Origin of the sequence: Paraglaciecola sp. L3A3 (assembly GCF_009796765.1) — a bacterium.
Classification (GTDB): Bacteria; Pseudomonadota; Gammaproteobacteria; order Enterobacterales; family Alteromonadaceae; genus Paraglaciecola.
The window spans coordinates 4,272,081-4,286,628 of the sequence record NZ_CP047023.1 but is presented as its reverse complement, the minus strand read 5'-3'; the positions used below and the strand labels follow the sequence as shown (position 1 = coordinate 4,286,628).

Genomic DNA, 14,548 nt, shown 5'->3' with positions numbered 1-14,548 from the left:
TGTTGGATACTAGCGCGCTTAACGCAATGACAGTCGACGTTGAAGATTTTTTTCATGTGTCTGCTTTTGAATCCGTTATATCACCAGATAAATGGCATGAATTTAAACCTAGGGTTGATGCTAATACCCGACGCTTATTAGATTTATTCAGTCAATATGATGTCAAATCTACATTTTTTGTTTTGGGTTGGGTGGCAGAACGCTACCCTGAGTTAATTAAAGAAATCCATGCTCAAGGCCATGAAATTGCCAGTCATGGATATGCCCACAGAAGAGCAACAGAACAAACTCCAGAAGTGTTTTTTCAAGATGTAAAACGTTCTAAAGATCATTTAGAGGATTTAATTGGTGAACAATTAACCGGTTATCGAGCGCCTAGTTTTTCAATTGGCTATGACAATGAATGGGCTTTTCAAGTATTAGCTGATTTAGGTTTTAAATATAGTTCTAGTACTTACCCTGTGAAGCATGATTTATACGGAACACCAGACTGGCCAAGATTTGCTTATAAGCGCAAGGAAGGCATTATTGAAATTCCTATTCCAACCCATAGAATATTAGGGCGTCAAACTCCTATTGGTGGCGGTGGGTATTTTCGACTTTATCCTTACTCTTTAACTAAATTTTTGGTTAATAGCTATCATAAGAAAGAACAACAGCCTTATTCTTTTTATTTTCATCCTTGGGAAATTGATCAAGATCAGCCCAGAATGACTGGCGCTTCTGCTAAGTCAAAATTCAGACATTATGTCAATTTATCTAAAACCTACGGCAAGTTAGAAAAACTTCTGCAAGACTTTTCTTGGGGAACAATGCGAGACGTATACAATATTTCAGCTGATTGATATTAAAGGAAGTAGGTGAGCAGTGAAGCCGCATTTTTTTCAAAATAAACACATCTTACTGGGATTAGTCTATCTCGTCATTCTATGGGCTGCGGTGTTTTGGTCTGGATTGACTACGGCAATAGAAATATGGATTGGCTCTGATATTTTTAATCATTGTTTATTTGTTATTCCTGGCTCTTTTTTTCTTATCTACCTGAAACGTGATTTTCTAGATCCCTCCTTAGTAAAGCCTAATTACTGGTTATTGCCTTTTATTTTTGGAACATTATTACTTTATGCCATAGGCTTGGCTGGTGATATTCAATTATTTATGCATATCGCGACCTTTTGCTTTTTACCCTTATCTATATGGTGCTATTTCGGCAATAAAATATCTTATCAAATAATATTTCCCCTAAGTTTTATTTTATTTTCGATCCCCTTTGGCGAAGAGTTTGTTCCTTTTTTACAAGAAATAACAGCTGATTGGTCGGTTGCTTTATTGAACCTAACGGGGGTGCCTATATATAGAAGTGGTCTTTATATTGAAATTCCTCAAGGTCGTTTTTTGGTCGCTGAAGCTTGTTCTGGTATCAGTTTTTTTATTGCATCCGTGGTCATAGGTTCTCTTTATGCTTATTTAAATTTATTCAGTTGGAAGCGTAAGCTACTGTTTGTGATTATTTCGATTCTATTTCCCATTGTTGCTAATGCCATTAGAGTTTATGGCATCATTCTGACAGGCTACCTGACAAATATGGAGCATGCAGTGGGAGCTGATCACCTAATTTATGGTTGGATATTCTTCTCATTAGTGATTATTTGTTTAATTGGTATTGGTGAGTTTATTCGGGAAAAATCAGTCCCTGATATTAAGCCTGCTAACCAGGTCTCAAGTTTGGTTAATACTAAATTTATATGGAAATTCTCCTCAGTGATTACCTTCGTATCTTTGGTTTTCTCTATTTGGTTTATTAATATTGTTAGCCAGCATAAGCCAGATACTAGTGCAAATAACCTTGTTTTGAATACTCATTTATTATCAGAGCCTATGGAGGACGCCACATCCCATGGTTGGGATGTACACTTTAAAGCTGCTTATGATGAGTATAGAGGTTACCTTACAGAGACAACTAAGCCTGTAGATGTATATATAGCTTGGTATCCTAAAGGCAGAGGTGAACTGATATCCTCATTAAATAGGCTTTACAGTGAAAAGAATTGGACTTTAGAATATAAAACTAAAATACAAGATACAAATTATCAGGGGCTGTTGTTAGAAACATTAGTTAATTCTAGAAACAAAAGGTTACTGGTTCATTGGTATGTGGTAGATGGTAAGATCTTTACCGACAATAAGTTGGCCAAACTTTACGAAACCTTGAATATACTACTTGGTAGACATATTGGTAGTGGCTTGGTTGCATTATCGATAGCAACGGAGCAAGCGAACTATGAATTGGATAAAAAGTACTTTAATGAAATAATACTGGGTAGAATTAAGCCCTTATCCAATAGTTTTCAGTTTAATTGATTATACCCAATTTGAGCTTTAAGATGAGATGTTTTAGATTTTGGCTTAATTTAGTTTTAGTGAAGTTATAAAATAACGAATGGTCAGTGAAACATCGCTTCTGTGTATGGTTTCGTAAACGTTATGCCAATCGTTTAATTACCCATAAAATAAATAATAAACCTTTTTTGGTACCAGTTGACGAGTGGTGCTTTTGGTTAGAAAAAGGGGCGAATAATTATTACCTCGATGAATTCATTCCTTTTTTTAGAAGATTAATGAAATAGGCCGACCTGTTACATTTTTTGATTTAGGTGCCGATATCGGAACTGTTAGCGCACTTGCCGATAAACATTGTGATCACGTCAAACAGGTCATCGCTTTTGAACCCAATAAGCAGTCATTTACTTTATTGTCAGAAAATCTCAAAAGTCTACCTAAAGAAGTTATATGTCAGTACTCTGCGGTTTCTGATTTTAATGGTAAAGCGTTATTCACTGCCTCTAATACACGTATAGTACCGACCATGAAGGAAGTATAGATACTAGCTGTGAAGGTACGACTCAAGTTGTGACTAGACAATTGGTTAGTATTAAGCAAAGTGAATATATGTCCTGATGTGGTGATTAAAATTGATGTTGAAGGACAAGAAGTTCAGGCAATTAACGGGGCCCAAAAGTTGATTAAAGATGCCAGATCTTTGGTGATATTATTGGAGATACATCCCGAGGTATTAACCGCAACAAGTACCACCACTGAGCAATTATTTACCGCTTTAGAATCAATCCGTCCTGTAAAGTGGATTGTACCAATACTTGGTAATTGCAAAATTGACAGGAATGATGATTTTTTTAATCAATTCCCCATGAAACAATATGATGTAATTGCCATTTTAGATTGAGCAGTTATCAGTATTTATTTAGAAATAATTAATATTATGACTACAGACGAATAGCTCAGCGTAAATAGTTTTGCCATTTTTTTAATTCTTGGTAACTCAACATCTCTGATAAATCGGTCACTACTTTATTTGATTTTAGGCTTGCAGAACCTCCATTACGACTAGTAATGAACTTATTCACTTGATTATCGATTATTGTTACATTCGTAGTCTGTTTAAAACGATATTCGATAGCATTTGGGTAAGCTTGAGCTAAAAAGATTCTGTTACCCTTAACTACGGTTCCTTGGCTTTCTTCTAAGCCAATACCTGTATCTGCATTAGGGTGGTTATTATTAGCATGTATAATTAAATTATCGCTAATTAGCCCACCATAATTAGGCCTATTGGGCATGCCAAAGCCTATACCTCTGTCGCAGTTTATTATGGTATTGCCTTTTACCGTAATATTTTGCGTATTGTTCCAAAAATGAATAGCATGTTCTGCTATTTTTTTTTCTGGGCTGGCAATAGCAATAAATGTATTGTTTTGAACCAGCCAGTCTTGGCCTCCGTGTACGTCTATTCCGCCAATGTAATATTGAGGACCAATACCTTTTGTGTATTCAAAAAGACAGTTTTCGATTGTGCCAAAATCGCTAGCAATACCTGTGTTTCGGTTGTAGCTTACTTTTACCATTTGTTCATAGGCATCTTTTAAAATACAGTTTTTAAGTGTTGGGAAATCGGCGTTTTGTTCACCGGCAATTTGAATTAAATGGTTACCACTTTCCTGTAAAGTCAGGCCATCTAAAACAAAATGTGGCGCAGCAACTCTTAGAATATTATTTACCCTTTTTGTTGCACGCATCCCAGTGCCAATAATTTGGACTTTGTTTGGGTCTGCAGATAGTGAGGTTAATGTAACGTATGGCGAAATTATATTAATAGTATTGTTTAGTTGGTATTTTCCATCACGCAACATTATTTTAGTGTGGCCTTGATTATTGGCTATTTTTAGAGCTTTAGATAACTCATGTTCGTTTTGCACAACAATTTCTTGTTGTGCCGGTAATACATGGGCAAAGGTTATGTTAGGTAAAACTAAGAATAAACAGAGGCATATATGTTTTAGCGAATGTTTGAATGATTTCATAAATATCTACTTCTAGTTGTGACGTGTTTTGATGATTTTAGCCGGATTTCCAGCGATGATTGAGTAGTCGGGGATATCATGGACAACAACGCTGCCAGCAGCGACAATACATTTTTTTCCGACATTTGCCATTATTAGGGCACCATTTCCTATCCAGGTATCTTCACCTATTATGACTTTGCTAAAGGTGCCACCTTGCTCTCTTAAGGGTTTATCTAGGTCATCAAAATTATGTTGACCTTTACCACTCATGACATGTACTCCACTACCTAATAGGCAGTTAGTCTCTATGCGGCACATACCAATGTTACTTTGCGGGCCGATATAACAACCAGAATACAATTCAGTATCTTGTTGTGAAAATAAAACACCAAAACTAACAACTAAATCTAGATCACAGTGTGTCATAGTGAGCTGGAAAAAAGCAGAACGACTATAAACGCCTAACTTACCTGGAATCAGACTGAAAAATTGTGAAAAAGATCTGAATACATCATCCTTGTTTCCTATAACGGTTGATAGAAAATAGAAAATGTATAAAGGCATAATAATGACAGTAAACAGTATCCTAATTGATAATTTTATTAAGTTTTTCATGTTCTCTATATTCTATCAGATTGTATCTAATTGGCTGGGGCGACAAGTCGTTTTAAAGGAGCGAGTTTACTGTCCCAACTATAGTTATTTTTGATGTTGTCTAAGGCGTTTTTACTTAACTTATCGTAAAGCTCTTTGTCTCTCATTAACAAAGATATTTTTTCTATATATTCTCTAGGTGTATCTGCTAACAGAATATCCTCATCAGCATGGTAACGGACTCCCTCTGCACCCATTGACGTTGCAACAACAGGTAGTCCGCAAGCAAAAGCTTGTAGAATTTTATTTTGGACACCACGGGCAATTCTAAAAGGGGCGACGAATATATTGGCTTGGTCGAAGTAGGGCTTTATGTCTTCTACAAAACCAGTTACTTCTATACCTTTATGTTTTGTTAACTGTTGTATTTTTTCTGTAGGATTCATCCCTGCAATAAAAAATTTTGCCTCTGGCCAAGCTTTTAGTATGTCTTGCCATATATTGGAAACAAACCAAGTCACAGCATCAATATTAGGTGGATAATCCATCACACCTGCAAATAGGAAAATAGGTTGGTTAACCTGTCTATTGTTTTCCGGTGGAAAAAACATAGTGCGATCTAGACCATTTTCTATGGCATGAATATTATTTAATCCGGAATGTACTTGCTTGAATAAATCAATTTCTGCTTGAGTAATAAAAAAGCAATCATCAAAGGTATCGGCAATTTTCTTCTCAAATTGGCTAAGTAACTTTTGTTCCCTAGAATAAATATAAGACATAGGAAAACTGCTTTTTTCAGCGTATTGTCGCCACTTATCAGAATCTAAATCCATAAAGTCCATGATTAATCGAGGTTTTTTCTTAAGTTTACTTAATGAACTGCTGCAAAATACATACTCAGCAAGACTAGAAGCTGAACACAAAATTGTGTCAAAAGTTATCTCACTAATAAGCGCGTCAAGTTTATTTTGAAGAGCCTTGTGGTAGAAATTAGCCACACTTAAAGGTTGGTTTTTTATAAATCCCACAGGCAGAGATAAAAATTTTGGATTAAGTTTATAGGTAGTAACATGTTCACAATACTGCTTTTTAAGCTGATCAAAATATACAAGCTCATTCTCATCTTCATAAGGCGCCATTAAGCTAATAGTAAAACCTTGGCGGTTCAAATATTCAAGCTGATGAAATGTTCTTAATTTTTCACCTTTATTTGGTGGAAAAGGCACTCGTTGTGCCAGTATCAAAATATGCATTATTGTTTAGGTAACCTGTTTTGTCTTGAAGAAAAATAACTGGTTCTTCTTTGTAATCAAAGTTATTTCTCTAAGGATATAGGAAATAGAGGTAGAATGAATAGTATTGTTTTTTGGTCAGAGAGGTTGATTTAACTCTCTAGCTGGTGAGTAAGCCATTCAGTATAGACACGATGGTTTAGTTCTATAAATATTTATTTTTAATTATCAGTTAATACATTGATGTTTCGCTGTTTTATTGTTGCAATAGTGTATAGGTTGTTGTTTATTTTTTAGTGCATCGTGAAATGTAATCGATGATTGATTAATCTTATTGGAAGTATTGTGAAAACATTATTAATTACTGAAAATTTTCCGCCAAAATCAGGTGGCAGTGGCCGTTGGTTCTGGGAGCTGTACTCTCGATTACCGGAAGGGCAATATCAAATATTGGCTGGTAATGATCCGTCCTCTAGTGAATTTGATACTCAGGCGTCAATTAAAATAGATCGCGATAACCTAACATCTACAGAATGGGGATTCGTAAGTCTTATTGGACTGAAGTTCTATATCAAAAGTGCTTGGCGTATACGTACATTCATAAAACAAAATAAAATTACTCAATTACATTGTGGCAGGGTCTTACCTGAAGGGGTGATCGCTTGGTTGCTGAATATATTTACCGGAATTCCATATGCTTGTTATGTGCATGGTGAAGACTTAGAAACTGCGCAAAGTAGCAGAGAGCAATATTTTATTTGTGGGCAAGTCATTAAGCGTGCAAAAAAGATTATTTGTAACAGCCAAAATAGTGCCAATATAGTGGCTAAGTTTGGTGAAAAAGCAGCGGCAAAAACAGTTGTTCTTCACCCAGGGGTTGATAGCGAAGTCTTTGTGCCGAATAATAAAGATGAAACAGTTTTGGCTTCTCTTGGCTGGACAGGGAAGAAGGTGGCACTGACAGTCGGTCGCCTGCAAGCCCGTAAGGGGCAAGATATGATGATCAAAGCTGTGCCTGAAATCTTAACTAAAATTTCTAACTTCCACTATGCAATTATTGGTGGTGGGGAGCAAAAAGAAGAGTTAGTCAAATTAGTTGAAGAATTAAATCTACAACAACATGTACAGTTTTTTTCTGAGATATCGGACAAGGATATGCTGGCTTGTTACCAACAGTGTGATTTATTCATTTTGCCTAACCGTACTATTGATAATGATATTGAAGGTTTTGGTATGGTCTTAGTGGAAGCGCAATCTTGTGGTAAAGCGGTTATAGCTGGAGATTCAGGTGGCACTAAAGAAACCATGTTAATTGGTGAAACAGGAGTGATTGTAGATGCCACCCAAACGTCTTTTATTGCCGAATCTGTTTCAAGATTATTAGTTGACGAGTCAAAACTACTGGCCATGGGTAAAAGAGGCCGAGTGCATGTTGTAGAATCTTTGGATTGGAAAGCTTTGGTGATAAAAGCCAAAGAATTGTTTGCTCAGTTTTGATATGTGGTTTTTTTTAGATAATCAACAAGAGGTTGTGAATTAGGTGAAAGCCATCAAATTATTTTTTCAGGGATTACTAGTCTTAGGGATATTTCTTACGCTGGTCAATCTGTATGGATTGACTCAAAATATTCGTGTAGACAATTTTGATAACGAGTACTTACGATTTCCAAATGATCAACCCTTACCCTTTGAAAAATCGGTAACAGAGGTGATTAAAAAGGCGAATGAGACGGATCTTGAATATGCAAAAAGAGTCACCCAGGTTATTTCCCAAGGGGTTTCCCATGTTTCATGGTTAAAATTTCCAGCAGATCAATTTAATCAACTGATACCCATTTGGGAAAATTATTTCTTATATTTTATGGGAAAGTTTTCCGGTATTCCTGAATTTGAACGTTATCATTTTGCTAATTATGAACGCAGTTTAAAGCGAGGGATTGGTATTTGTGGTGATGCATCTATGATCCTTTCACAACTATTAGATAAACAAAATATTCGCAATCAAATACTCACCTTTCCTGGGCATGTGGTGGTGGTAGCCCATTTCAAAAATGATGACGAATATATTTTGGATGCAGATTTTGGTGTGGTAATCCCATACTCAGTAGATGAAATGGTAAAAAACGTTGATGACACAGCTAAATTATATTTGGATGCAGGTTACAAAAGTTGGGATTTTGTCTTTTTTCAAAATGCATATCGACAAGAATTTGCTAGTTGGAACGGTGTCAAACATTTTATTACCAAAAAGTATTACTTCGAAAAGATCGTCTATTGGCTGAAGTGGCCACTGCCGTTCATCATGATAGTTTTCTCTTTGTGGATAATAAGAAAAAACGCTACTAAGGAAAGCACAATATAGCTTTCGCTAATTGCACTAAGCCCTTCTAAGGCGCTAGAGCCTGATTACTTTTTATGGATTGGATGAGTAAGTACACATATGCGACTTTTGTTAATCTTAGCGTTATTAATTGTTTATGGATCTTTATATCCACTTGAGTTTTTTACTCCAAGTGATTTTTCTCTAAGACTTGATAAGTTATTCAACTTCAATTTTTTAAACAGCGGTATTTCAGATGGTTTTGCCAATGTTTTGTTATTTATTCCTTTTGGTCTAGCCTTACGTTTTTATTATTCTGCTCGTTCAATAAAGACACTTATTATTCTATGTCTAATGTCTTTTATCTTCGCTTATTCGATTCAAATATGCCAGTTGTGGACACCTTCAAGAATACCTTATGGTGGGGATGCAATTTGGAATCTTATTGGCAGTATTTTGGGAGTATTTACTTTTAGCGCTTTTAAACTGAATTTTTTCAGTGATATTAAAAATAAGTGGAATAGAGATATTTTTTTACTATTAGCTGGGTGTTTGATTCTGGTGGATTTACAGCCATTTATTCCTACTTTTGACATAGGTTTTATTAAAGAAAACATCAAAGGTTTAGTCTTTTTTTCTGATATTAGTTTTTTAGCCGTAATAAAAGAAAGCCTGTTTTATTTTATATTATTGAATTTAATGCAGCGTGCTTCTTTGTTGCAAATGAATTTGTTAAAACTAGCTGGTGTCCTAATTTCATTGGTTATGTTGCAAATTGGTATTGTGGATAGTGGGATCGATGTACACGTATTTATCGGCGTTATCATGGCTTTTCTTTTGTTTGTTGTTACTCGCCATTCTCTTCAATTAGATGCGTTTATCTTCATGATTCTAGCTTTTATAGTGTTCAACGCTTTAGGGAGTTTGGAATATAGAGCAAGTGTTTCCTTTAACTGGACTCCATTTAAACCAGCATTAAGCGGCAATACATTGGTCAATATTTTTGCGTTATTAGAGAAAAGCTTATTCTATTTTTTATATTTTTATTTAGCGAATAAAGCATCAAAAAATCGCTTACGTAGTGTGTTATCACTATCCTTGATAGTCTTTGTTTTAGAAGTAATACAAACTCAGATAAAAGGGGCTACACCGGATATAACTGAAATCCTAGTGGTATTGGTTATGGCCTGGCTCGCCTGGAAAGTAAATATGCTGGATCCGTTATTCGCAGCTCAAATAATTAACAAGCAGCAGAGCGCTGGGCTTTGGTTAAATGCAAAAGATACACGAATTAAATACTTTTTTATTTGTTTGTTGATGGCGGTACTAGCACAATTTGTATTTATGAGTTTACCTCAATTGCCCTATAACATTGCCGAGTTATATAACAATGGTGGAGGTTTGGCAGAATATGCTTGTTTGTTTTTGGCTGGGTTTGTGGCTGTTAGTGGGATTGTTTGGATCGCTAAAGGCCATAGTGTTAATACTATTTCAAATCTGAAATTGCCTGTCTATTGTGCTTACTTAAGTTTGTTCACTTTTTTATTATTAATGTTGGCTGTGACACGGGAAAGTATTGCTGATATTAACGGCTCTTCTAATATTACTTACCAATTAACCGGGCTTCGCATATTCGGCGAGTTTGGTTATCAGCTTGTCATATTTTTTGGGGAGCAGAATGTAAAAAATGTTTCGCAGATCGTAGAACCCTTCATCCGTTTTGCTGCTTTGACCGGACCTTTCTTTTATTTTTTGACTTTATTTATTTCATTTATTTATAAGTTACAAACATCTCCCTCACTTCTCCGATTAATTACTGAGTTGTGCAAAAGTTTACTGCTACTTTTACCTTGGTTTTTTCTATGTAAACTCATCAGTTTTGATTATTCATCCACTGATAACTTAAATGAACTTATTGCCCGAGAAGGAGCTTGGGGAATTGGGGGGGGCGGTTATTTGTATGGACTGGTTATTCTTACAACTGCCACAATAGCTCAAATTATTTATGCCGGTAATAGAAAAAGAGTGAGTTCAGTTCTATTGGCTATTTTAGTATTTTGTCTGTCTATACCAATTAGTTGGTTATTACTGAAAAATGGTTTAATTGGTTCATTTGTTAAATATGGCTATACATTCTCTGGGGTAGACTTCCTAATTGGCGGCAGTCGCACCGAATTGTTAGCGGAAACTGAACTCATAATGCGCTGGGCTATAGCCTATTCTTTACTGTTACTTGGAGTTAGCGGGGCTATAATATTAGCCCAAAGTATTATTCTTATAAAAGCGGGGGCAGTGGGGACGCCTTTCATCAGTAAGGATGTTGTGCAGCCTACCGATGCAATTGTGAAACAAACAACAGGAATGAATAAAAAACTTATTGGTTTGACTATTTTATTGGTATCTGGAGCTGGTGCGGTATTATTTATTGTAACCAATGGGCTAAATTTATCTAAGGATCATGAACTGAAAATTGCCTGGGCCGCAAATGAAACAAATATTATTTTCGACCATCATACTCATAGTCAATATTCTGATGGAAATCTCAATATTGAAAGTTTAGTCAAATTGGCTAATGATAATGGTTGTGATGCTGTGGCAATCACAGACCATACTGATTCGAAACGAGCTATTAGTCAAAATCAGTTATTAGACATTAAGAAAGCTCGGCTGCTAGAGCCAAATATAATGGTCTTAAGTGGGGCTGAATTAAATCCCCCCTCATATAAAGGCCGAGAGCATGTCAATGTCTTGTTTAGCCCTGAAAAAGAAAGTTTTATATTCCCACAACTTAGAGAGTTAATTGATAATAAAAAACAGCCATTAACAGACGAAACCCTATTCAGTTTTTTGAGTAAGCAGAATGTAACGGGCATGGATGTACTTGGTATCTATAATCATCCATCCAGAAAAGATAAGTCAGAGAATGAAAACAAACTAGATTGGTTAAAATGGAATGAAAATAATCAGTTACTAATTGGCTTAAGTGGTGCACCTGGCCATCAAAAATCAGCAGATATTGGCAGTTATCAAAATAAATTTAAGCCTATTCACCGATGGGATCCTGTTGTCGCAAACGTTGGTGGTACATTAGATCAATTGCTAGATGCAGGATATGATGTTTGGGGAGCAATTGCCTCTTCTGATTATCATAATGAAGAAATGGATTACCCTCCTTGTGGCTTCTCAAGAATACATATTTCCGCCCCTGAAAGAACCTATGTAGGATTAATGTTGGCACTTAAAAAAGGGACTTTTTGGGCAAGTCATGGTCAGTTTTTATCTCAATTTAAATTGGTGGCTGAAGTATCGGAAAATAACCTTAGTTTATCTCCTGGTGAATCAGGTGCCGTTCAACAAGGAAATATAGCTTTAATTCAAGTCTTACTTGCACGAGAAAAAGAATATATTGGTTTGCCAATGGATGTGGAGTTGATCACAAATTGTGTAACGGGTAAACCTGAGGCACTTGAGTCAATTAGTGTGCCTGCATTTTCAGATGCTGCCACAGCACTCATTCCCATCAATCAAATGGGTGAAGATGATCAAACTTGCTATTTGCGTAGTAGAATTAAAATCGAAACGTGGGATGGGGTTACAAGAGTGGCAACTAGTAACCATATTCGTTTTTTACTGAATTAAATGTGTATAATTTAAGTTCAAATTGTGTTCCATGTTATATGGAGATGAAGTTCTAATGCTCAATGTTATTAAAACTACAATCAAAAAAATGCCGTTTATTAGAAATTATTACAATAAAGGGAATACTTTAGGCAAAATTTTAGCTTCTGAAAAATCTATTTTTTTAACTTTAATGGTGATGAAATAACTTATAATATATTCCTTCCTACCGTAAAAAAGAAAGTATATTTGGAGGCATATATACTGCCCTTTTATTTCTAAAAGAGTTACAAATTAACCACTGTAAAGTGAAAATAACAACATTTGATAACTTTTTATCTAAAGCAGAGAAATTAGAAGCAAGTGAATACCTAGCTGAAAAGTTGGATATGTCTATTTCAGTCTTGGACATTTTAACCATAGCTGAGTATAAAAAAAGTTCTCCCTCTTTAGGTGAAGTTTTTATTGCAACTATTTGGTATACAGCTAAAGCTATTCGTTCATTGATAGAGAATAATGAGTTTACTCATAAGTCTTACATTTATTTTATCCAGGACTTCGAACCTGGATTTTCACAATGGTCAGATGATTATGCAGATACATTAACTAGTTATACTAAAGGAAATTACATTCCTGTATTTAATTCTACGTTTTTGAAAGATTACTTTGCTAACCAAAATCTACTCAATTTTGATACCTATTTTGTTCTTAAGCCACATATACAATCTCAGCAGCTGACTTTACCAACAAAAATAAATGCCACACCTAAGTTATTTTTTTATGCTCGACCGAAACGACCTAGAAATTTATTTAATACCGGGATGCAAAGGCTTATTGATTTGTTGAATGAGGAAAATCCAGACATTGACATTTATACCGCAGGGCAAGCTCACGACGATGTTGTATTTGGGCGTCGGACTATAAAGAGTATTGGCAAGATGGACGAAAATGTATATTGGAATACGTTAAGTCAATATGATATTGGGTTAAGCCTGATGCTTTCGCCGCACCCTAGTTACCCCCCCTTAGAAATGGCCTTGAGTGGAGTTATAACTGTAACTAATCGATTTGCAAATAAGGATTTGGCTACATTGTCGAGTAATTTTGTATCCTGCGATGTTGACTCTACTAGTGTCAAGGACGCTCTAAGCGAAGCGTATAGTAAATGTAAACGGCTAGATGAACGCATAGAAAACGCGAAATTTGATCACGATACAGAGGCTAACTCAATGGAAAAAATCACAAAAGATATAGTAAAACTATATGTAGATTAAATATTTTATATATCCCAAAGGGATATTATTCTGTTTATTTAAGAAGACTTAAAAAATCGACTAAATTTATGATTCAAAACAATTCTTAGCTTTGGCTCTAGCCATTTTGTTATTACGTAAGCCGTTAATATAACTATGACGATAGGAAGCAATGGGTGTAAATAATTGGGCAGGTCAGGGTGCGCTCTTCCTATTGCTATAATCATTGAAATGCTCGCATTTTCATGGATTAAATATAATGGATAACTAATAAACCCTAAAAATGTAAATATTTTAAAAGATAGTGCTGTCCTGAGGGCTTGGATTTTAAAAGATAGAGCGAATATTAAAGATGTAATTACCGCATAAATGATTGCACCTATATCTATGTTTCTTAATGTTATTGAACTAAAAACAGCAATAATTAAACCAGCTATAAACCATTTTTCATTCTTGCTTTTCATATAATTGTAGAAAGCCATACCGGCAGCAAACCAACCATAATATAAAAAACCAATGTGTTCAATAAACTTCCTTATAGGGTCCTCTTGAATATCTTCTCCCGCCAAGAAGCGACAATAAATAAAGGAACAAAGATAAATAAATAAAATACATTCTGTAATTTTATTGCTGGTCAATTTAAAATATACGAAAGCAATAAATACATAGAAATATGCTTCTACGTATAAAGACCAAAAAGCACCTTCCATGGTCGGCATTGTTATATTGAGGTAATTATTCCAAATGGCTGAAGAAATAAAGCTCAATCCCGGAACAAGGCTGCGTAATGTTGGATCTCCTGCAGGCCTATCAGAAAGGAATTGAGCGGTTACATAAATAAGTAAACTAGCGATTAACATTGCAGGAAAAAGCCTCAACCAGCGCTTAAATAAAAATTTTTTGATTGTTTGAGTTCTTTCGAGGGTCATTAAAATAACAAAGCCTGATATTAGAAAGAAGAGTTGAACACCTATCCACCCATGCTTGAAAATAAAAAGTGAAAACTCATCGCCATAAGGCAGTCTATCAGTCCACCTTGAGAATATATGATAAAAAAGGACTAACAGAATAGCTAATCCTCTTAAACCGTCCAAATGTTCAATTCTATTTTTCATCAAGCTACATTTAAGTTAATTTAAAGACAATAAAGCCTGTAGCTTTACATATTTG

The 14,548-nt window shown here is 35.2% G+C and carries 13 protein-coding genes; 9 read left to right on the top strand and 4 right to left on the bottom strand.

All coding sequences use genetic code 11. The features are described from left to right. Positions 1–2: 2 nt before the first annotated feature. The 5 genes from GQR87_RS17830 (at position 3) to GQR87_RS22440 (ending at position 3,241) form a co-directional block, all read left to right on the top strand. Complete coding sequence (locus GQR87_RS17830) at positions 3–845, top strand: XrtA system polysaccharide deacetylase (protein WP_158971686.1); 843 nt, start codon at positions 3–5, stop codon at positions 843–845. Between the two features lie 22 nt (positions 846–867). Continuing rightward, positions 868–2,361 carry an exosortase A gene (xrtA, locus tag GQR87_RS17825; RefSeq protein WP_158971684.1) on the top strand — a complete coding sequence of 498 codons (1,494 nt, stop codon included), beginning with the start codon at positions 868–870 and terminating at the stop codon, positions 2,359–2,361. Between the two features lie 86 nt (positions 2,362–2,447). Beyond that, positions 2,448–2,627, top strand: a complete 180-nt coding sequence (locus GQR87_RS22450; protein ID WP_233267313.1) for a hypothetical protein — start codon at positions 2,448–2,450, stop codon at positions 2,625–2,627. Continuing rightward, positions 2,615–2,881, top strand: coding sequence for an FkbM family methyltransferase (locus GQR87_RS22445; protein ID WP_370459645.1), 267 nt, complete (start codon positions 2,615–2,617; stop codon positions 2,879–2,881). The genes GQR87_RS22450 and GQR87_RS22445 overlap by 13 nt, the downstream gene beginning before the upstream one ends. A 60-nt stretch (positions 2,882–2,941) precedes the next feature. Further along, on the top strand, positions 2,942–3,241 hold the full coding sequence (locus GQR87_RS22440) for an FkbM family methyltransferase (protein WP_233267312.1): 300 nt from the start codon (positions 2,942–2,944) through the stop codon (positions 3,239–3,241). A gap of 55 nt (positions 3,242–3,296) precedes the next feature. Here GQR87_RS22440 and GQR87_RS17815 read toward each other — a convergent pair whose 3' ends face one another. The 3 genes from GQR87_RS17815 to GQR87_RS17805 are packed head-to-tail and all read right to left on the bottom strand — an operon-like array spanning position 3,297 to position 6,208. Further along, on the bottom strand, positions 3,297–4,376 hold the full coding sequence (locus GQR87_RS17815; RefSeq protein WP_158971682.1) for a right-handed parallel beta-helix repeat-containing protein: 1,080 nt from the start codon (positions 4,374–4,376) through the stop codon (positions 3,297–3,299). Between the two features lie 12 nt (positions 4,377–4,388). Further along, a complete protein-coding gene (locus GQR87_RS17810) occupies positions 4,389–4,973 on the bottom strand; it encodes an acyltransferase (protein WP_158971680.1) in 585 nt (194 codons plus the stop codon). A gap of 26 nt (positions 4,974–4,999) precedes the next feature. Further along, positions 5,000–6,208, bottom strand: a complete 1,209-nt coding sequence (locus GQR87_RS17805; RefSeq protein WP_158971678.1) for a TIGR03087 family PEP-CTERM/XrtA system glycosyltransferase — start codon at positions 6,206–6,208, stop codon at positions 5,000–5,002. A 324-nt stretch (positions 6,209–6,532) separates the two neighbouring features. On the opposite strand from GQR87_RS17805, the gene GQR87_RS17800 reads away from it, so the two are divergent. The 4 genes from GQR87_RS17800 (at position 6,533) to GQR87_RS17785 (ending at position 13,399) form a co-directional block, all read left to right on the top strand. Further along, positions 6,533–7,684 (top strand): glycosyltransferase family 4 protein, encoded by a 1,152-nt coding sequence (locus GQR87_RS17800; protein ID WP_233267311.1) that lies wholly within the window; start codon positions 6,533–6,535, stop codon positions 7,682–7,684. Positions 7,685–7,727: 43 nt separating this feature from the next. Beyond that, the gene (locus GQR87_RS17795) at positions 7,728–8,549 is read left to right on the top strand and encodes a hypothetical protein (RefSeq protein WP_233267310.1); all 822 of its coding nucleotides are present in this window, start codon (positions 7,728–7,730) and stop codon (positions 8,547–8,549) included. Between the two features lie 78 nt (positions 8,550–8,627). Further along, the gene (locus GQR87_RS17790) at positions 8,628–12,146 is read left to right on the top strand and encodes a VanZ family protein (protein ID WP_158971676.1); all 3,519 of its coding nucleotides are present in this window, start codon (positions 8,628–8,630) and stop codon (positions 12,144–12,146) included. Between the two features lie 197 nt (positions 12,147–12,343). Beyond that, the gene (locus tag GQR87_RS17785; protein ID WP_370459644.1) at positions 12,344–13,399 is read left to right on the top strand and encodes a hypothetical protein; all 1,056 of its coding nucleotides are present in this window, start codon (positions 12,344–12,346) and stop codon (positions 13,397–13,399) included. Positions 13,400–13,437: 38 nt separating this feature from the next. Here GQR87_RS17785 and GQR87_RS17780 read toward each other — a convergent pair whose 3' ends face one another. Continuing rightward, a complete protein-coding gene (locus tag GQR87_RS17780) occupies positions 13,438–14,493 on the bottom strand; it encodes an acyltransferase (protein WP_158971672.1) in 1,056 nt (351 codons plus the stop codon). Positions 14,494–14,548: the final 55 nt, after the last annotated feature.